At 60.4% G+C, this 20090-nt stretch carries 18 protein-coding genes; 13 read left to right on the forward strand and 5 right to left on the reverse strand.

What is annotated here, in order from left to right:
* Positions 1-96 precede the first annotated feature (96 nt).
* Positions 97-1722, reverse strand: coding sequence for a methyl-accepting chemotaxis protein (locus ACVWVP_RS27040; RefSeq protein ID WP_178919623.1), 1626 nt, complete (start codon positions 1720-1722; stop codon positions 97-99).
* Positions 1723-1957: 235 nt separating this feature from the next.
* Here ACVWVP_RS27040 and ACVWVP_RS27045 point away from each other — a divergent pair, with 235 nt between their 5' ends.
* From ACVWVP_RS27045 to ACVWVP_RS27055, 3 genes are read left to right on the forward strand one after another with little or no spacing between them, the layout of a single operon-like run.
* The gene (locus ACVWVP_RS27045; protein WP_457409025.1) at positions 1958-3385 is read left to right on the forward strand and encodes a nucleobase:cation symporter-2 family protein; all 1428 of its coding nucleotides are present in this window, start codon (positions 1958-1960) and stop codon (positions 3383-3385) included.
* 12 nt (positions 3386-3397) lie between these two features.
* Positions 3398-3859 (forward strand): LEA type 2 family protein, encoded by a 462-nt coding sequence (locus tag ACVWVP_RS27050; protein WP_178919621.1) that lies wholly within the window; start codon positions 3398-3400, stop codon positions 3857-3859.
* 5 nt (positions 3860-3864) lie between these two features.
* Positions 3865-4416 carry a GNAT family N-acetyltransferase gene (locus ACVWVP_RS27055; RefSeq protein ID WP_457409027.1) on the forward strand — a complete coding sequence of 184 codons (552 nt, stop codon included), beginning with the start codon at positions 3865-3867 and terminating at the stop codon, positions 4414-4416.
* Positions 4417-4530: 114 nt separating this feature from the next.
* Here the strand turns inward: ACVWVP_RS27055 and ACVWVP_RS27060 are convergent, their stop codons facing one another.
* Positions 4531-5457, reverse strand: a complete 927-nt coding sequence (locus tag ACVWVP_RS27060) for a carbon-nitrogen hydrolase family protein (RefSeq protein ID WP_457409029.1) — start codon at positions 5455-5457, stop codon at positions 4531-4533.
* Between the two features lie 83 nt (positions 5458-5540).
* Between ACVWVP_RS27060 and ACVWVP_RS27065 the strand changes: the two genes are divergently transcribed.
* Positions 5541-6434, forward strand: a complete 894-nt coding sequence (locus tag ACVWVP_RS27065; protein WP_259175794.1) for a LysR family transcriptional regulator — start codon at positions 5541-5543, stop codon at positions 6432-6434.
* Here ACVWVP_RS27065 and ACVWVP_RS27070 read toward each other — a convergent pair.
* Positions 6427-6681, reverse strand: coding sequence for a hypothetical protein (locus ACVWVP_RS27070; protein ID WP_060757089.1), 255 nt, complete (start codon positions 6679-6681; stop codon positions 6427-6429). The genes ACVWVP_RS27065 and ACVWVP_RS27070 overlap by 8 nt on opposite strands.
* A 164-nt stretch (positions 6682-6845) precedes the next feature.
* Here ACVWVP_RS27070 and ACVWVP_RS27075 point away from each other — a divergent pair, with 164 nt between their 5' ends.
* Positions 6846-7166 (forward strand): DUF883 family protein, encoded by a 321-nt coding sequence (locus ACVWVP_RS27075; protein WP_016979401.1) that lies wholly within the window; start codon positions 6846-6848, stop codon positions 7164-7166.
* A 36-nt stretch (positions 7167-7202) separates the two neighbouring features.
* Here ACVWVP_RS27075 and ACVWVP_RS27080 read toward each other — a convergent pair whose 3' ends face one another.
* Positions 7203-8240: an Ldh family oxidoreductase gene (locus ACVWVP_RS27080; protein WP_178919617.1), complete on the reverse strand. Its 1038-nt coding sequence runs from the start codon at positions 8238-8240 to the stop codon at positions 7203-7205.
* Positions 8241-8415: 175 nt separating this feature from the next.
* Between ACVWVP_RS27080 and ACVWVP_RS27085 the strand changes: the two genes are divergently transcribed.
* The gene (locus ACVWVP_RS27085) at positions 8416-13551 is read left to right on the forward strand and encodes a dermonecrotic toxin domain-containing protein (RefSeq protein WP_457409032.1); all 5136 of its coding nucleotides are present in this window, start codon (positions 8416-8418) and stop codon (positions 13549-13551) included.
* A 19-nt stretch (positions 13552-13570) separates the two neighbouring features.
* On the opposite strand, the gene ACVWVP_RS27090 is transcribed toward ACVWVP_RS27085, so the two are convergent.
* The gene (locus ACVWVP_RS27090) at positions 13571-13840 is read right to left on the reverse strand and encodes a PepSY domain-containing protein (RefSeq protein WP_178919615.1); all 270 of its coding nucleotides are present in this window, start codon (positions 13838-13840) and stop codon (positions 13571-13573) included.
* Positions 13841-13982: 142 nt separating this feature from the next.
* Between ACVWVP_RS27090 and ACVWVP_RS27095 the strand changes: the two genes are divergently transcribed.
* From ACVWVP_RS27095 to ACVWVP_RS27125, 7 genes are all read left to right on the forward strand, one after another.
* Positions 13983-14978 (forward strand): FecR family protein, encoded by a 996-nt coding sequence (locus ACVWVP_RS27095; protein WP_178919614.1) that lies wholly within the window; start codon positions 13983-13985, stop codon positions 14976-14978.
* Between the two features lie 328 nt (positions 14979-15306).
* A complete protein-coding gene (locus ACVWVP_RS27100; protein ID WP_457409034.1) occupies positions 15307-15762 on the forward strand; it encodes a hypothetical protein in 456 nt (151 codons plus the stop codon).
* The gene (locus tag ACVWVP_RS27105) at positions 15762-16322 is read left to right on the forward strand and encodes an adhesin (RefSeq protein WP_178919612.1); all 561 of its coding nucleotides are present in this window, start codon (positions 15762-15764) and stop codon (positions 16320-16322) included. The genes ACVWVP_RS27100 and ACVWVP_RS27105 overlap by 1 nt, the downstream gene beginning before the upstream one ends.
* Positions 16323-16389: 67 nt before the next feature.
* A complete protein-coding gene (locus ACVWVP_RS27110; RefSeq protein WP_178919611.1) occupies positions 16390-17133 on the forward strand; it encodes a hypothetical protein in 744 nt (247 codons plus the stop codon).
* Positions 17134-17194: 61 nt separating this feature from the next.
* Positions 17195-17875, forward strand: a complete 681-nt coding sequence (locus ACVWVP_RS27115) for a C39 family peptidase (protein ID WP_178919610.1) — start codon at positions 17195-17197, stop codon at positions 17873-17875.
* 41 nt (positions 17876-17916) lie between these two features.
* Positions 17917-18660, forward strand: coding sequence for a hypothetical protein (locus tag ACVWVP_RS27120; RefSeq protein ID WP_178919609.1), 744 nt, complete (start codon positions 17917-17919; stop codon positions 18658-18660).
* 49 nt (positions 18661-18709) lie between these two features.
* Positions 18710-20014: a hypothetical protein gene (locus ACVWVP_RS27125; RefSeq protein ID WP_457409037.1), complete on the forward strand. Its 1305-nt coding sequence runs from the start codon at positions 18710-18712 to the stop codon at positions 20012-20014.
* The last annotated feature ends 76 nt before the right edge of the window (positions 20015-20090 follow it).

Genomic DNA, 20090 nt, shown 5'->3' on the forward strand with positions numbered 1-20090 from the left:
ATACGGCGTGTCAGGCAATACATCCTTGACTGATACACCGCTTTCGCGAGCAAGCCCGCTCCCACATTTTTTGATCCCATTTCAAATCAGGTCATGTTAGATCACGAAGCGCGCCACCATCGCGTTCAGGTCCACCGCCAGGCGTGACAGCTCGTGGCTGGCCGCGCTGGTCTGGTTGGCGCCCGCTGCCGACTGGGTGGCGAGGTCGCGGATGTTGACCAGGTTGCGGTCCACTTCGCGCGACACCTGGGCCTGCTCTTCCGAGGCGCTGGCGATCACCAGGTTGCGTTCGTTGATCAGGCTGATGGACTGGGTGATCTGCTCCAGGGCCACACCGGCAGCGCGGGCCATTTCCAAGGTGTTCTGGGTGCGCTGGTTGCTCTGCTGCATCGATTGCACGGCTTCACCGGTGCCGTTCTGGATGCCGGCGACCATCTTCTCGATCTCTTGGGTCGACTGCGCCGTACGATGGGCCAGGGCGCGCACTTCATCGGCGACCACCGCAAAACCACGCCCCGCTTCACCGGCACGGGCCGCTTCGATGGCGGCGTTGAGCGCCAGCAGGTTGGTCTGCTCGGCAATTGCGCGGATCACGTCCAGCACCTTGCCAATGTCACGGCCTTGGGAGGCAAGGCCTTCGATCAGCACGGCGGTGTTCTGCACGTCCTGGGTCATGGTCTGGATCGCGCCGACGGTTTCCACCACGCGGTCACGACCTTCACGCGCTGCGAGGTTGGACTGGCCGGAGGCTTCGGAGGTGGACACGGCATTGCGCGCCACCTCTTCCACCGCGGCGGTCATCTCGTTGACCGCCGTCGCCGCCTGGTCAATTTCATTGTTCTGTTGCTGCAGGCCTTTGGAGGCTTCTTCAGTGACGGCGCTCAACTCTTCCGCTGCCGAGGCCAGCTGGGTGGCGGAGCCGGCGATGTGCTGGATGGTCTGGCGCAGGTTGGCTTGCATCGACGCCAGGGCGCTGAGCAGGCGGGCCGGTTCGTCTTTGCCGTCGTCTTCAATGGCCTTGCTCAGGTTGCCACCGGCAATCGTCTCGGCCACTTCCACTGCTTTGCGCAGCGGCGTGACGATGCTGCGGGTCAGCAACCAGGCCAGCAACACCGTCAGCAGCGCAGCAGCCACCGACACGGCAATCACCCCGGCGATGGCACCCTCGTAGCTTTGCCCCGCTTCAGCGTCGGCCTCCTTGGCATCGGCCGCGTTGATGGCGATCAACTTGTTCAACTGCTCGCCCATCAGGTCGGTGCCGTCCTTGATACGCGTGTTGATCAGCGTGCGCATCTCGTCGACTTTGCCCTGCTTGGACAAGGCCAGCATCTCGGCCTGGGCGGTGAAGTAGTTGTTCAGCGTGGTGACGAACGTCTTGTACAGCGCCGCTTCCTCGGTACCGGCCGGCAATGCTGCATAGCCGGCCTGGGCTGTTTTGACCTTGTCGGCCAACACGCCCATGCGGGTTTCGGCTTCCTGCAGGCCGGCCGGCTCACGGTTGACCAGCACACGGAACGACAGGATGCGCAGGCGCAAGACGTTTTCAGTGATGTTGCCAAGGTAGGTCACGCTGGGCAGTTGGGTGGCGCTCATATCCACCGATGACTGGCGGATCTGCGTCATGCGGTTGACCGCAAACACCCCCAGTAAAATCACTAGCAACGCAATGAACGCAAAACCGAGGAACGCGCGAGGGGCGATATTCAGATGACGGAGGGACATAGGGGGTGCTCTCAGAAGTAGTGTTTGCGAGCGTCCCTGCCGCGAAACGATCAGTCGGTGTCAACGCGCCGCTCTGACCTTTGGTCACCACTGTTATCGTTGGTATGTGGGCCTATACGAGGTATCGGCAGGGCTCGCGGTTTCCCGCAGGGCCTTCATAAATATTTTTTTACACTTCTGACGACCGGCAGTTTCTGGCATTCTTCGCCTCCATTTTCTGACCCGAGCCCGCATTTTGTCTGACGCTCAAGCCCCCCGCCCCCGCTATAAATCCGACCTGATCTACGGTCTGGAAGACCGTCCGCACTTCACTGCGGCGATCTTTGCCGCGCTGCAGCACGTGCTGGCGAGTTTCGTCGGCATCATCACCCCGACCCTGATCGTGGGCGGCGTGCTGGGCCTGGAAAGTGAAGTGCCGTACCTGGTGAGCATGGCGTTGTTCGTGTCGGGGCTGGGCACCTTTGTGCAAGCGCGCACGTTCGGCCCGGTGGGCTCGGGGCTGTTGTGCCTGCAAGGCACCAGCTTTTCGTTTATCAGCGTGATCCTCAGCGCGGGGTTCATGGTCAAGGCCCGGGGTGGCGGCACCGACGAGATCCTGTCGACCATCTTCGGCATCTGCTTTTTTGCCGCCTTTATCGAAGTGGTGCTCAGCCAGTTCATCGGCAAGCTGCGCAAACTGATCACCCCGGTGGTGACCGGTACCATCATCACCTTGATGGGCCTGTCGCTGATCAAGGTCGCGGTCACCGACATGGCCGGTGGCTTCGGCGCCAGCGACCTGGGCGCCGCTGGCAATATGGGCCTGGCCGCGCTGGTGCTGCTGACCATTGTGGTGCTCAACCGCTTCAGCAACCCGTTCCTGCGCCTGGGTTCGATCGTGATCGGCCTGACCTTGGGTTTTGTGGTGGCCTGGTGGATGGGCCGCGTCGACATGGCCGCCCTGCCCCATGTGCCACTGATCAGCGTGCCGGTGCCGTTCAAATACGGGTTCTCGTTCGACTGGGTAGCATTTATCCCGGTGGCGGTGATCTTCCTGATTTCCCCGCTGGAAGCAGCCGGTGACCTGACCGCCAACTCGATGATTTCCCAACAGCCGGTCAAAGGCCCGCTGTACATCAAGCGCATCAAGTCGGGCCTGCTGGCCGACGGCCTCAACTCGGCGATGGCCGCCACCTTCAACAGCCTGCCGATGGTGACCTTCGCCCAGAACAATGGGGTGATCCAGTTGACCGGCGTGGCCAGCCGCTACGTGGCGTACTTCATCGCCGGCCTGCTGGTGCTGCTGGGCCTGTTCCCGATGATTGGTGCGGTACTTCAGTTGATGCCCAAGCCGGTACTGGGCGGCGCTACCTTGATCATGTTCGGCACCGTGGCCGTGGCCGGTATCAAGATCCTCGCCGAGGCCGGGCTGCATCGACGCAATGTGCTGATCGTGGCAATCTCCCTCGGCATGGGCCTGGGTGTCGCCGCCGTGCCGGAAGTGTTGCGCGACCTGCCCAAGGCGTTGCACAACATCTTCGAATCGCCGATCACCGTGGGTGCGTTCTGTGCAATCCTGCTGAACATTTTCCTGCCGGAAGAGTTCATAGAACTGGAAGAAGATGAATTTGATCCGGAGTCCTCTACCCTCAAGGTGATGCAAGACCCGGACGTCACGAAATAGGGAGCACTGTTAATGCGCAAGCTCATGGTTCTATCGTTGTTGCTGCTGACCTTGAGCGCCTGCGCCCTGTTCCCCAACCGCGACCCGGTGAATATCACCGTGGTGGGCATTGAACCTCTGCAAAGCCAGGACCTGGAAGTGCGTTTCGCCGTGAAGCTGCGGGTGCAAAACCCCAATGAAACGGCGATCGACTACAACGGCGTGGCCCTGGACCTGGACGTCAATGGCCGGCCGCTGGCCTCGGGAGTGAGTGACCAAAGCGGTTCCATCCCACGTTTCTCTGAGACGGTTCTGATGGTGCCAGTGAGCGTTTCCGCATTCTCCGTGCTGCGCCAGACCCTTGGCCTGAGCCAGACCCAAAGCCTGAACAACCTGCCCTACGTGCTGCGCGGCAAACTGGCGGGTGGGCTGTTTGGCACCCAACGTTTTGTCGACCGTGGCACGCTTGACCTGCCCAACACGGCCACGTGGTGATCGCCATGCAACCGACGCTCTATACCGAACGCCTGATCCTGCGCCCGCTGACCCTGGACGATGCCGACGCTATCCAGCAGATATTTCCCCACTGGGAAGTGGTGCGTTACCTCAACAACGAGGTGCCCTGGCCTTACCCGGCCGATGGTGCACGCAGCTTCCTGGAGAACGTGGCCTTGCCCGGCATGGCACGTGGCGAGCAATGGCACTGGGCGATGTACCTGAGGGACTCACCTGACACGTTGGTCGGCAACATCAGCCTGTTCGATACCGAAGACGACAACCGTGGCTTCTGGCTCGGCCAGCCATGGCACGGTCAAGGGCTGATGACCGAAGCTTGCACGGTGATCACCGACTACTGGTTCAACGTGCTGGAACGCCCGGTATTGCGCGCCCCCAAGGCCGCGCCCAACCAGGGATCGCGGCGGATCTCCGAGCGTGGCGGCATGCGCCTGGTCAAGACGGTAGAGGGCCACTTTGTCGAAGGCACCTTCCCACGGGAAATCTGGGAAATTACCCGCGAGGAATGGCTGAAATCCAAATCCTCCAGTCAATGAATATCCACTGTGGGAGCTGGCTTGCCTGCGATAGCGACCTATCAGCCAAGGATATGCAAGCTGACACACCGCTATCGCAGGCAAGCCAGCTCCCACAGTTTTCCCACCATAGTGTCAGTCGGTGATGAAACGCACGCCCGGTTTGGCGCGCTCATCCACGCTCAACTCGAACACATCCGGCCGGGCATAGTGCCCCACCACGTCGTAGTCATACCGCGCCCGCACCAGATCATCAGTGTCGATCCGTGCCGTCAACAGCCCCGCTTCCCCGACCAACGGCCCGGCCAGGATGTCGCCCATGGGCCCGACGATCACGCTGCCTCCGGCGATCAACGGGCGGTCCGACGGCCAGTTGGCCACCTCCACCCCCAACGCATCCGGCGAGGCCTGCACCTGGCATGCGCTCACCACAAAGCAGCGGCCTTCATGGGCCACATGGCGCATGCTCACTTGCCACATCTCACGTTCATCCACAGTGGGTGCGCACCAGACGTCCACGCCCTTGGCGTACATGGCCGTGCGCAGCAGCGGCATCATGTTTTCCCAGCACACAGCGCCGCCGATTCGCCCCACTGCCGCGTCGATCACTGGCAGGGTCGAGCCGTCGCCCTTGCCCCAGATCAAGCGTTCGGTGCCGGTAGGCATCAATTTGCGGTGCTTGGCCACCAACCCGCCCGTGGGTTCGAAATACAGCACCGTGCAATACAGGGTGTTGCCACTGCGTTCGATCACGCCCAGTACCAGGCTCGCGCCTGTGCGCGCCGACAGACCGGCCAGGGCGTCGGTCTCGGCGCCGGGCACATCGATGGCATTGGCAAAGTAGCGGGCAAAGGCTTCGCGGCCTTCCGGCAGGCGGTAGCCCAGCTGGGTGCCAAAGGCCTCACCTTTGGGATAGCCGCCCAGCAGCGCTTCGGGCATCACCACCAGTTGCGCGCCGCTGCGGATGATTGCGTCCTCGTAGCCGAGGATTTGCGCCAGGGTCTCGCCCTTGCCGCCCGGCAAGGATCCGATTTGCAGGGCTGCCACAGTCGATACAGGCATTACGCTCACTCCAGAGTCAGGGGGGTTGCCCATTCTCCGGCCAGCCATGATCATGAATAAAGCCCACCTCAGTGCTGAATGATATGAATCAAACAAATATCGCCCAAGTTGACCTGAACCTGCTGAAAACCTTTGAAGCCCTGCATGACGAGTCCAGCGCCAGCCGCGCCGCCGTGCGCCTGGGGGTGACGCAGTCGGCCATCAGTGCAGGATTGCGGCGTTTGCGCGAGGTGTATGGCGACCCGTTGTTCGTGCGCACCGGGCGCGGCCTGGCGCCGACCTTGCGCGCCAACCAGTTGAAACCGGTGATAGGCGAGGCGCTGGAGCGTTGCCGGCAAAGCCTGGCCATGGTCAACCCGGATAACCAGCAGTATCAGGGCCGCTCCGTGGTGCTGGGGTTGTCGGATGATTTCGAGATTGCCTACGGGCGGCGTCTGATGGAAGAAATCGCCCGGCGCGCGCCGAAGCTGCGGGTGATCTTCCGTCAGACCCACAGCCAGATCGTCGCCGGCGCCCTGCTCGACCGCACCCTGGACCTGGCGATCACGGCGGGCGGCTTTGCCCACGGTCGACTCAGTCGGCAAGTGTTGGGAGAAGGCGATTACCGCTGCCTGGTGGATTCAGCCCAAACCAGCATCAGCCTGGACGAGTTCGTCGCCCGTGAACACGTGCTGGTGTCATCCGGTGGGTTTATCGGGATTACCGATGAAGGCTTGGCGGCACAGGGGTTGAGTCGCCAGGTGTGCGCCTCCACCAGCCACTTCGCGGCGTTGCCGTTTCTGCTCAAGGGCAGCCAGGCGGTGGCGACCATTCCCGGGCATGCGGCGCAGGCCATCGCGGACATGACCAGTCTGCACGTACTACCCTGCCCCTTGGCGTTGCCGCGCTACCCGGTGGAGTTGGGCTGGCGGACTCAGGCGCAGCTGGACCCGATGCTGCTGAAGGTGCGTGAAGCGATTGTGGCGAGCTTTATTTAGCCGCCGCCATCAACTTGTTGACCTCACTGCGCACCATGTTGGAGAACTCCGGCGGCGACATGCCGTCCAGTTCGGCACGGACCCACTCGGCCCACTTGCCCTTGCGTTTGGCGCGCTCGCCGAACAACCGTGCCGCTTCGCCCTTGGCCTTGCCCAGGTTGGTCTGCCACAGTTCGTAGAGGCGAGACTTTTCATCTTCCAGCTCGGCGCGTTCGGCGAGAGTCTTGTTGGCCAGATTGAAGCTCATGTTGAATTCCCTGCTGCACAAATAGACGACATCTTACACTGTAGGTCGAAATTTCCTGATTCGGATTTTTGCCCGGGACCCGGCGGGCGCAAAAAAACTGCAACTTTTGCCGCTGCCCGGCACTCCATTGTTCACTGTCACATTCACTCGCAAGGAGTCACACAATGGCCCGCAAAACCGCTGCCCAAGCCGTCGAAGACCAAATCAAGGACCAAGCCTTCAGCGAACTGACCGCGCTGATCGAAGAATCGGACAAGCTGCTCAAAAGCAGCGCATCCCTGGTGGGCGAAGAAGGTGAAACCCTGCGCGAGCAGGTCGCCATCAAGCTCAAGCAAGCCCTGGACTCGGTGTCCAATGTGCGCGAGCGCAGCAAGCCGGTGGTGGATGCTACCGAAACCTACATCGGTGGCCACCCGTGGCAGACCGTGGCGATTTCCGCAGGTTTCGGCCTGGTGGTCGGCCTGCTGCTGGGCCGCCGTAACTGATACATGAAGGCTGCGCCGGATGCGGCGCAGCCTGTTTTATTGCTCGGCCAGCACTCGCAACCGCGCCAATTCCTCTGCGTCAACCTCGATACCCTGCTGGTCCGACCGCGCCCGTGTGCGATGACGTCGGTCCCCTGGCAAGCGCCGCAACCCCGCCGCATGCATCTGCCGCACCAGTTCCTGGCTGCGCTCGGCGAAGCTTTGCCCGGCCGTCTTGCTCGGATCGATCAGGATCAACAGTTGGCCGGTCCACGGCGTGCGCGCGCCCGGGTGGTCGGCCCAATTGAATTCGAAAGAGAAATTGCCGCCTGTCAGGGCTGCGGCCAATAACTCGACCATCATCGACAGCGCCGACCCCTTGTGCCCGCCAAACGGCAACAAAGCCCCCCCTTCCAGCACCGCCTTCGGGTCCTGAGTGGGTTGGCCCAGGCTGTCTACGCCCATGCCCGGTGGCAAACGCTCGCCTTTACGCGCAGCGATCTGCACGTCGCCGTGGGCGATGGCGCTGGTGGCCAGGTCGAACACAATAGGCAGGCCATCGGCACGCGGTGCAGCAAAAGCAATGGGGTTGGTGCCAAACAGCGGACGGTCAGCCCCATGGGGCACCACGCAGGTCATGCTGTTGACCACGCTCAGCGCCACCAGGCCCTGCTCGGCGAACGGCTCGACATCTGGCCATAACGCGGCGAAGTGGTGGGAGTTATGGATAGCCAGCAAGGCGATTCCGGCACTGCGGGCCTTTTCCACCAGCAACGCACGCGCGGCCTCCAGGGCGGGCTGGGCAAAACCGTTACCGGCATCCACCCGTACAAAGCCTGAAGCCACGTCGGTGACCACCGGCACGGCCTTGCCATTCACCCAGCCGCTGGCCAGGGTGCTGAGGTAACCGGGGATACGAAAAATACCGTGACTGTGGGCGCCATCACGTTCGGCGCTGGCGCAATTGTGCGCGAGGATGGCGGCCACTTCAGGCGAAGTGCCGTGGCGGACAAAGATGGCGTGGAGCAAGGCCACCAGCTTGGCGAAACCGATGGTGGCGCTGGAACTGTCAACAACCGTGGGCTGGGCAGACATCTGAAGCTCCGATTTTATGATTGGAGGGGGCATACAGCGTGAAATCCAGACCTGTGATTAAACAACGCCGCCTGCCGCTGCTGTCAATGCTGTTTACGGCAAATATGTAGCCCCATTCGCCAACACGACCGCCCTAGCCTGCTGGCCCGTCCCCATTACCCACGGAGAAAGGTCGATGGCACAGCTCACCCCCCCGTATTTTTTCGATGAATTCCTGCGCCCTATCCATCGCAAACACCCTTCAGAACGGGAGCGCGCGCTGGGGTTGACCTTGAAGGATCTCGACTGGCTGATGGCGGTCTACACCGCCACCCATGCCGGGCGCCAGGCCCGTGAGGCCCCCATGACCGTCGAAACGCTGGTGATCGAGAGGCCAGGACAGCCTGCGACAGCGCTGGCCGGCGCCTTCATGATGAGCCCGACACCTGATGGGAAGAAGGCCTTGCTGTATAGCCCCTATGGGGGAATCGAAGTATTCGACAACCGTGCCGTGGCGCTCGCAACCCTCAGGGAACGCCTCAGAAATGAAACTCAACATATTGATTTAATTAGCTTTCTATCCATAGAGGAGCGCCAAGCCTTTTCTTTCAGCGGCTTGTTCGCCGTGACCACCACAACGATTGAAGGCATCGTATTCGTGGATCAAGAACAGGCGATTGAGGCAAGCCAAAGGCAAAACGTACGGCGTGCCCTGGATGAATTACGCACCACGCCCACCCTGGCCTCAATGCTCAGCACACTGCTGAACATCATGGCGCGCCCTTATTTTCCCCACCTCGATCAACAATACACGTTGGTAAACACGTTTCTGGTTTCAGCGGAGGCTAACGGCGCTGATCGATGGATTGCCTCGGCGACCCTCAGTGAAACCCTGCTGCAGTACTACCTGAAACCGGAGTGGCCGGCCAACTGTACCCGCACGTTCACCCACCCCAGGCACGATAAAAGCGCCCTGCCTGAGAGGCGACTCAAACAGGATTTCGAACGCTGGGAGCGCGTTGTGGAACAGACGGCTGGCGTGCTGTCTTCGCTGTTAAGCAGCCTGTTGCAGACCTGGTGGAATGAAACCCGTGGCAGCAATCCATCGCGCCTGGATCTGTTTGCCCAACTGATGAGTGACAAATTTCGCGCCGACCTGCTGTTCAAGCATCAGAGCGGGATTCTTTCTTCCGAGGAGGCGCACCGACTGCGCGCGATTTTCCTCCCCGACAAGGCGTCACGCAGCGACTGGCATGCGACGTTGAATATCGAAAAAATCAGCATCCACGCACCTTATCAACATTATGTGGAACTGGCCGCGACGTTGTTGATCAGTGACCAGCATGCCTACCTCTACACCCAATCCCGCGGGCTGCAAACCTTGAAGGATGTTGAGGATCTCAAGGAAACCTTGCTGAGCATGCTCAAGGCCGCCGGCCATCAGGACGAGTTGCTGAACTTCCTGTCCCTGGACGAACGCAGCCTGTACCTGGCAATGGAGGGGGTGCAAGTCAGTGGGTTGCCCGTGAGTGACAATGTATTTACCGGGATGGTCAAGGACATCGCCCGCAAGCAATTGAGCAACATGGAACATGCACTCGGGCTGTTTCGCGCAAGCGATGGCGAAGCAGACCTGGCTGCCCTGCTCGATTGCGCCCTGGACGTGCGCCCCATGCTCGACAGTCGGCTGCTGGCCCTGGAAGCCGAAGGACGCTGGAGCCTGCACCCGGCCAGCAGCGGCAATGGTCGCCCGTCGACGGTACAGGCAGAGCGCGCCAAACAGCATCTGGTCACGCTGCGTGCGACGGAAGCGGTCCTGGCGACACAGCGGCAGAGGCACCCCACGTTGCGCAGCCTGGCCACCCATGCCCTGAAGGCGGAATTGAACCTGCGTTTGCTGGACCTGGACCCCGCAGATGTGTTTGCCAATACCTACGCCACCCAGGCTCGACAACGCGAGGATCGTGAGCCGGTATCCTCACGGAACATGGTCGATCACCTTGTAGAACGTTTAGCAAACAGTGCGGCCCCTATCGACGACTCGCCACGCACCGGCCTGTACAGCGCTCGCCGCGCCGGGACCGCCACCCGTTGGAACAACCTGGACAGCCGAGGTTTCAATCAGGTGATCGAGCGGGCCATGCTCCCTTTTGTTCAGCACGACATTCACACATTGCCCCGCGCGTTCCTGGAAAGTCATCGCGCCGAGATGGGCGCGGCCCTGATGCAGGGGTTGCGCAGCGAGGCCCAATTACGACTGCTCAACAAGACGTTGAGCCCTGATCATTACGCCATGCTTGATACGGTCCTGCGGCCCGACAGCATGACCCGCGAGAAGCGCCATGGGCTTCAAGGCTTCCTGCCGGATGCCTGCGGCTTGACACTGACCCTTGGCGATGACGAAACCCCACGGGCCCTGGCCAACTGTTTCGTGCTGACGCAGCGTGGCGGCCTCGACCCTGACCTGTCAGGTGAAGTCGTACTCTGGACCCCGCAGCAAGGTCATGAGCCCTTTGCCTCACTGAAAACTCTGCGCCAAGCCCTTCAACAGCGCTTCGCACTGCCCGACCGACGCCTGCTGCAGAACCTGCCCATCAGCCTTCGTACACCCCATCAAGTCTATCGCCTCGGCCCCCTGCAGCGCATTGATGAGCACCTGTTGAACAACCGCCAGCAGAGCTACCTGGACTTCCACCTGGATGCTCTCGACTACTGGCTCGCCATGCCCCTTGGGCCCACACAACTGCAAGACCGTCTGGACGATGAAATGCAACGGCTGGCGCCGTCGAATCTGCCGCGCGCCCGTGCAATCGCAGAAGCGATCGTTCACCAGCAGGCGCTGCCGGTGTGGCTGGGCATGGCATCTGCCGAAGAGCAATGGCTCCACGCCGAACTGCTTGAGCAGTACCGGCTCAGTGCACCGGACAATCAGGATTACCTGCACGGTTTACCCCCCCTGCGCGAGCACGTCGCCAGTGCCTTGACGAACCTGCTTAAAGCCCGTTATCCGGACGCCGCGCTGGACCCTGAAGCGATCTTGATACCCGCACGCGTCGCGCTCGACGGACGCACTCAAACCCTGACCGATTTTGCCTTGCGCCACCTCCCCGACCTGCAGGCCGACACCCTGACGCCCCGCGCGCTGGGCCTCACACCGCTGCCGACGACCCTGGACGGCACGGCGGTGGTGCAGTTGGTGCGCCAACTCGACATTGCCAAAACCTATCGCGAACTGCTCACCACTCACCTCAGCGCTGACACCGACGATGCCCGCCAGCGACGTGACCTGTTTTGTCGGCAGTTGCCGTGGCAACTCTTGCGCCATGCCCATGAGGAAAAACTCGAAGAACGCCTCAGCCCCTCGGCCTGGAGCTTTATCCAGCAAATCTTTGATATGCCGGATGCTGTGGCGCGGGATAAGGTCAGCGGCACCACAGCAATGATTCGCCCTCTGCAACTGATCGCCACGGCCGGGGCGGGACCGGTGACAGTGCCTTGTGTCTACATCATCGGCCCACAAACGCCAGCGACGGGCCCGCTTGTGCTGTATGCGCCGTATGCGCCACTGCGCGTGCTCACCGAATACGCCAACGAAGACACGCTGCTCAATGACATCAATCGCGACGGCCCCCTTCAGGATTGGATCATCCTGCAACTGGGCGACCCCGACCAAGCGATATGGCGCAACCTGCTCAAACAGCCCACCAGCCAGGACAAAAGGGACGCCAGCCTGGCGTCGAACCCCATCAGGCAGAATATTTTGCTGCGGCTATTCAATGACAACGTCATACAACTGCTCAAGATGCTCGCCTGCCAATTCGCCCGCGACGGCAAGGATCAATGGGACGGGATCACCAGCCTGCTGCGCAAGGGTATTCCCATGACGTTGCAGTTCATTGCCGGCAAGCTTGCCTTCCCACTGGTGGTCTGGCGCAGCTACACACTGTTCAAAACCTCCGCCGAGGCGCTGCAATCACAGCATTTCGCAGAGGGCCTGCGCACATTTATCCAGGGCGTGGCGACACTGGCATCCCTTCGCGAACAGCTTGATGGGTTGATGACGGCCCTGCCGTCGTCATCGCCCGCCAATCTGCCGGAGGACTCACCGGCGCCCGCCATGACCCTCGCCAGCCTGGCTATCACCGACTCGACACGCACGCGAATGCGGCATTTTGAAGACGTCTGCGTATCCCTGGCAGCTCTGCAGGAGAGCCCTGTAAGCCACCTGTTTACCGACCCGACGCGCAACCGTACTTACGCACCGGTAGCCGGCCGGGTTTACCCGGTCCGGAGGGTGGGTGAGCGTTGGCGAGTCAGCCTTGCCCATGAACTGGGACCCTACGTCGAACGCAATTCGCAGGGCGAATGGGTACTTGACCTGTCCGAGCGGGAGCCACGCTTCGGCCCTGCGCTGTCCCGCATCAGAAGCCGTGTCATTACCCGAAGAACCGAGCGCGACTCGATCAATATCGAAGCCGTAGGCATGCCAGCCATCCGGGCGATGTCTCCCGTAAAGGCAGCCTGCATTGATGGGGCACTCAATGTCGCGGTTTTCTATACGTTCAGATGTGCGCGCAACCTGGCGCTGTTTGCACGGCAACGTGATCCCAACTCCCCATGCGGTCGCTTCTTGACCGAGATGTTCGGCGTACTCAACGTTACCCCGGACCAGTTGATCAAAATTCGAAGACGTGTCGCAGAAATCTGCGATGGGCTGACCCAGCAAGATGTGATCAGCCCAAACTCCTCACGATTCGTCACCGGCTCCGCCCGCTGGTCGCCCACCCAAACCTACGCTTTTGTCATTCCTGAAGGCGCGGATCGAAAGATCTATTTGCTGGAGCACTTTTTCAATACACGAATGAGCACCTATCTACCGCACCTCACGGTGCCGTTCGACCTTGACGACCATGCGCGTGCGGCGACCTTGATTCACGAAATGAGTCATCTGGTCTCCGGGACTGAAGACATCGCCTACCTGGATTCGATGCGCCCTTTTCTCGACATCATCAACCGTGGTACCGCTGACGGCTTGCGCCAGCACACAGCCTTGTCCAACCTGCAAAGCACCGCGCTGTCTGTCTTGACACCCGCGACCATGCTATTCAAGAGCTGGGACGACCTGGCAGAGCGTTGGGAGGACTTCGGCAGCGCCGGGTCGACCAAACTGCGCAATAAAGTGCTGCACCTGACCGGTACGAAAACGCTGGAAGATGCCCGGCAAACGTTCATGAGTGATCCGGACCGGCGGATGGATATCATTTTGGCCAACGCAGATTCGGTGACGTACCTGATCACACACTTGGGCCGCAGATTAGAGCCGGGGGCCTGAACAGGCCCCCGAGGGGGGATCAGTCTTTCTGGTCACGCAGGATATTGCCCGACGCGCCATCAATGCGTGCTTCATACACGGTGCCATCTGATTTGCGTCCCTTGACCTCCCAATAACCGTTGTCGTCGGCCTCGGCGGCGTATACCTCGACATAACCACCCTTGGTCTTGGCGACTTCAATCGCCTTTTCGATGGTGATCCAGCCTGCGCCCGGCTTGTCAGCCATGGCAGAGCCGGCGCCAAGCAGCGCGGTAGTTGCACACAGGGCGACTAAGGTTTTCTTGAGCATTTTCGTTCTCCATTGTGGAAATGTCCTGAAATCGTTAGGTGCCCCCAAACGAGAATAAGTTCCAATTGATGTGCAATAGCCATGATGGCTGTTCTCGTCGTACACCCGGGGAGGTTAGAATGTGCGAAATCAGGATGAGTTAATGAGCGAAAAATCCCTCTCAGAAGCCGAATACGACGCTATCACCGATGCCGCCGCGCATTGGTGCATGCGCCTGCATGCCGGTGATTGCACCGCCATCGAACGTCAGGCTTTTGAGCAATGGCACGATGCTCATCCGTTGCACGCCTTCGAATACGCGGCCATGCTGGAAATCTGGGATGTTGCCGACCACCTGCCCCGCACTGAGCCCACGCCCACCGTGGTGCCGTTCAAGCCTCGCCGTCGTTGGCGCACCTATGCAGTGGCGGCGGCAGTCTGCCTTGCTGCACTGCCCCTCGCTGCGTTTACCGGCTGGGAGGCGGGCTGGCTGCCCAGCTCATATGAGCATTTCGAAGCAGCTAATGGCCTGCGCAAGGTCACCTTGGGCGATGGCAGCCAGGTGGAATTGAACCTCGGCACGGAGTTGGTCTACAGCAATTACAAGGACCAACGCCGAGTCACGCTGAAAAAGGGCGAGGCATTTTTCAAAGTTGCCCATGACAGCACCCACCCGTTCATCGTGCGGGCCGGCGAAGGCCAGGTACGGGTGACAGGCACACAGTTCAACGTCTGGAAATATGAAGACCAGGTGCGGGTGATGCTGCTCGAAGGCTCGGTGCAGATCGCAAGCGACACCGTGCACGGCAGCGTGCCGCTGACCCCCGGCATGCAAGCCAGCTACCAGCATGGCGATGCCACCCCTCGCGTAAACGCGTTCAACCCCAATGACAGCGCGCTGGCGTGGCGCCAAGGCAAGTTGGTGCTCGACAATTTGGCGCTGGCCGACGCATTACCGTTGATCAACCGCTACTTGAACAAGCCCGTGATGCTTGCGGATGCCAGCACCGGCGCGATCCGTATCGGCGGCATCTACAACATCAATGAGGTCAACAACCTCGTCCCTTCCTTGCCCAAGGTCTTGCCGGTCTACCTGACCCAGAACCTGGACGGCAACCCCGTACTCAATTCGATCCCGCGTAAAGCCCCGAAAGGCTGAGCCCAGCCTGCACGCACGGGCTTGCTTGTGCCGGCAGTGTCCATTTTTGAAACACCCTCCTCCCCTGAACGGTCCGCCCTGAGCGCGTTCATCGTTTTGTCATGCACAGTGTTGCGTTGCTGATACAGCAAGGTGAACCGTTTGCGCCGTGGGCACGTGCATGTGGATTTGCGGTGGGTTGTCTCAGCGTTGATACAACACTGCTATCACTTTGCCCTTCGATAATCGCAACCCATTGAATATCCATAATAAATAAAAAGCGGCACGCCTTCTGCTCTATCCCTTACAGCGCTGTTTAGGGTCAGCGCCGAGAATAAGGAATGCCGCCGTGAACACACTCACTCAAGGTTTGATGAACGTGCTGCTGATCAGCTGTGTACTCAGTGCCAGCATCAGTCTGCCGACCTTGGCGGGTGACGGCGTCATCGTGACCGGGCGCGACGTGCAGGGACACATGTACGGTCGGGCGTCCTTTGGTCCCGACCCCTACCCCCAGACCGCCAACGTCAATCCGAGCAAGGACGTCCTGGGCGCCCTGTCAGGCGAACTCAGTGACCGCGATTTCGGCGCCGTGAGCAGCGGCTTGAGCATCACCCGCGCCCTCCAGCCCGCCGGCAACTTCTCCACCTTGAGTGCCACGCAAAACGGCATGTCCACCTTGGGCGCTGGCGCAGCTGCCAGCCGTTCGGGAGGCAGCGGTAGCATGGGCGGGCAGATCAGCGATTCGATCCAGCGTGGCCTGGCGCCCCTCAACAACATCGGCAGCATGATGGGGGGCAAGTAATGAACCGTTCCCTGCGCATCCTGCTCCCCCTGGCCCTGCTGGGCAGCGCCTCGGCCATGGCCGACAACACCGCCGTGATCAACAACAGCGGTCAGGATTACCGCGGCAACCTGATGGTCAACCAGGCGGCCGGCAACCAGCAGCAAACCGCCAACAACCGCGCCGTCGCGCTGGGTGGCCAAGCCACTACCAGCAATATCCAGAACATGAACGGCACGGTCGACCCCTCGCTGAATGCAAAGGCGGCGATCGAAGGCAGCTCCTTTACCAATGGCAACGGCATGTTGGGCATCAACCAATCAGCCGGTGCCAATAGCCAATTAGTCAATGCGGTGCGGATCAGCGTCAACCCTGGCCCGCAAAGCATCGACGACAGCGTCCTGTTGCAACAGAACACGACGACGCTGGCAACCGACTCAGGGCTCACCCCCACCACTGGCAGCCGCCAGGTCGTGACAAGCGACCAGGCCTTCACCGGCAGCCGAGGAGTGATTCAGGTGAACCAGAGTGCTGGGGTGGGGAACCGAATGGCTAACACCCTGGGCATCACTATCAAGTAACCGCTTGGTAGCACGAGTTAGACCGTACCAACACTTAACCAACTAATTAGAAGCAAGGAGAAACACCATGAAACCTCAAATGGCTCTGAAACCAATGGTTTTCGCTCTCGCCGCACTCATGGCTGCTGCTGCCCAAGCAGGTGGCTGGCACCCTGCGCCTCAACCAACCGGCGTGGTTGCCTCAGTGGTTACAGATGTTCAAAACAGCATCGGCAACAAGTACGACGACACCAAAACCGAAAACAACGCCTCTGCCGATGGCTCGGTCACCTACAACAGCGGTAACACCGGCGTCAACGTTCAGGCTGGCAGTGGTAACCAGGCTGACAACTCTGGCGCAATCTCCAGCGCCAAAGGCGACTTCGCTACCGTATTCGCCGTGGTCGACGTGAACCAGAACAGCGGCCTGAACAACTTCGTCAGCAAAGGCATCCAAAACAATGCCTCGCTGGATAACTCCGCTAACCACAACTCCGGCAACCTGGGCTACAACGGCCAGGCCGGTCAAGGCAACCAAGGCAAAAACAACCTGGCGATCACCACCGCAGATGGCAAAAACATCGCAGCGGCCGCCAACACCGAGCAAAACTCGCTCGCCAACAACTACCTCAACACTGCGGCCACCAGCCACGGCTATGGCCATGGCAGCAAGCCTCAATATGTGTCGAACAACGCCAGCGCCGACAACTCGATCAACAACAACGCCGGCAACATCGGTGTGAACCTGCAATCCGGTTCGGGCAACCAAGCCAGCAACAGCCTGTCTGTAGGCCAAGGCTGCAGCGTCTGCTCCAGCGGCGTGCGCTTCTGATCCAACGGGGCCTTGGCAACAAGGCCCTTTTTTATTCCAGTGTCCAACAGGTCCGACGATCATGCGCCTCGCGACTCTCACCCTCTTGATGCTGCTCACCGGCCCGACCTGGGCAGGGACCATGGCGATCTCCGCCATGCCTGGCGGTGCAGTCATCTTCAAGAAAGTCGAGAGTATCCGTGAACGCAAATTCGCCAACCTGGTGGAACAGAAAACCGACTTCAGTTGCGGTGCTGCGGCACTCGCCACCATCCTGCGTCAGGGCTATTGGCTGGACGTAGACGAAGACCACGTCATCAAAGGCATGCTGGTCAACGCAGACCAGAACCTGGTACGCACCCAGGGGTTTTCCATGCTGGACATGAAGCGCTACCTCGAAAGCATCGGCATGCGTGCGCGGGGCTACAAGATCGGGCCAGAGACACTGGTGACCGTGAAGATCCCTGTTGTGGTGCTGCTGGAGATTCGTGGCTACAAGCACTTCGTGGTGTTACAGCGCGCGGACAAGGACTGGGTCTATATCGGCGACCCGGTGCTGGGCCACAAACGCTATTCACACGACGACTTCCTCAAGGGTTGGAATGGCATCGTCTTCGCTGTGCTGGGTGAAGGCTACGACAAGGCCAACGCCTTGCTCGACCCACCCGTGCCGCTGACCGCCAAGAACCAGTTGAATGAGTTCAGGCCTGTCGGCGATGCCGAGCTGATGGATTTCGGTTTCATCCAGAGCGACTTCTTCTAACAAGAAGCGCAATAAGGGGCAGGACGCTCCAGGAGCAGAAGATGAACACTTCCCGTTGGCTGACGGTCTTGTGTCTGGCAGCCTCAATGCCCGCTTATGCTTCATCGGCGTTCAAGCCGATCGAACTCAAGGATTCGGAAATGGCCGAACTGCGCGGCCGCTACGTGATGCCGGGGCGAATCATCAGCTTCGGTATTGTCATGAGCAGCACCTGGACCAACGCCGTGGGTGACACGATTACGGGCAAGGCCAGCATGCAAGTCGACGCTTCCACCATTACCCCACAATTCTACGTACAGACCACGGGGTCGACCGGTACGGGCACCAACCCGAATACCGGCACTGGCAATGTCAGCGGCGGCGCCGGACTGGGCACAGGTTCGGGCGTGACCCAAAGCGTACGTGCCGCCGGCGACGGCAACGCCGCCTACAACAATGTCGGGATCAACGTCACCGAAAACGGCTTCGCGCCCTCCAACATCGTGCAGTCCGGCCAGGTGCTGGTTGCCGGCGGCACCGTCACCGGTGACAGCGCAGCAGGCCGCGTGAGTGTATCGGCCAACAATGGCGGCTTGCAGATGGCGATCCAGGGCAACCATAACCAAGGCAACAGCCTCCAGCAGATTGGCGGCGGCCAAGTCTTGCAGGGCACCGTGTTGACGGGGGATAGAAACTTCGTCACCAACATGACCCAGCTCAACGTTGTGATGAACAACGGCCTGAATAACCCGGCACTCAATTGCAATCTGGATCAACTCAAAGGCCTACGCACTCTCGGTTATTGAACTACGCTGACCCTCGTCACTTACGCATTAGAAAAGGACGGCTTATTTCATGCATCGATCGTTATCGCTACGTGCGGTGGTCTGTTTAAGTACGCTCTTGCCAGCATCCATATTGTATGCCGCGCCAGACGCCGACATCGAGACCCTCAAGCAGGAACTTCTGGAACTCAAGCAGCGGTACGAAGTGCAACAGAAAGCCCTAGCGGTATTGGAACAACGCGTGCGCCAGGTCGAGGATCAACCGGCGACACCTGCGCCCAAGCGCCTGGCCAAATCCCCGGCCGACTTCCAGAAGGCCAGCGGGGCCACCGTTGCCGGTACTGGCGCGGCGGCCGCATCCGGTGGGGCGGGAGGCGGTGGCAGTTCCTATGGCCAGTCCCTCAAGGACGATTCAGCCCCAGCACAAAGCGTGAGCAACCTCTATAACGAAGCCAGCGGTTTCTTCGGCAATGGCAAGTTCAGCTTTGAAACCGGCGTCACCTACGCACGCTACGACGCGCGCCAGCTGACACTCAACGGCTTCCTGGCGTTGGACTCGATATTCCTGGGCAATATCAACCTGGATCGGATCAAGGCGGATAACTGGACACTCGATCTGACCGGTCGCTACAACGTCGATAACCGTTGGCAATTCGACGTGAACGTGCCGGTGGTGTACCGCGAATCGACCTATCAGTCCGGCGGCGCGGGCAACAATGCAAACGCCACGTCGGAAGAGTCGGTGAGTCGCGACCCCACCCTCGGCGACGTCAACTTCGGCGTGGCTTACAAGTTCCTGGATGAGACGCCCACCCTGCCCGACGCCGTGGTGTCGTTGCGCGTAAAAGCGCCTACGGGCAAAGAACCGTTTGGCATCAAGCTGGTGCGGTCTACCGCCAACGACAACCTGTATGTGCCGGAAAACCTGCCTACGGGCAACGGTGTCTGGTCGATCACGCCGGGGATCTCGCTGGTCAAGACCTTCGACCCGGCCGTGCTGTTTGGCTCGTTCTCCTACACCCACAACTTCGAAGAGTCGTTTGATGACATCAGCAGTGACGTCAATCAGAAAGTGGGGGGCAAAGTCAGCCTGGGCGACAGTTTTCAACTGGGCGTCGGCGTGGCCTTTGCGTTGAACGAGAAAATGAGTATGTCGTTCTCGGTCTCCGACCTGGTACAACGCAAGAGCAAGCTCAAGCCCAACGGCGGGGACTGGCAGTCGGTGGTGTCCAGCGATGCCAACGCGGGTTACTTCAACGTGGGGATGACAATTGCGGCATCGGAAAACCTGACGATCGTGCCCAACCTGGCCATCGGTATGACGGATGATGCACCGGACTTCACGTTCAGCCTGAAATTCCCCTATTACTTCTAGTGGTGTGTTTTAGGGCCTCATCGCCGGCAAGCCGGCGATGGCGGTCTCAAGATTGAAATGGCCAGCAAGCAAAAAA

It is taken from the genome of Pseudomonas sp. TE24901 (assembly GCF_054058375.1).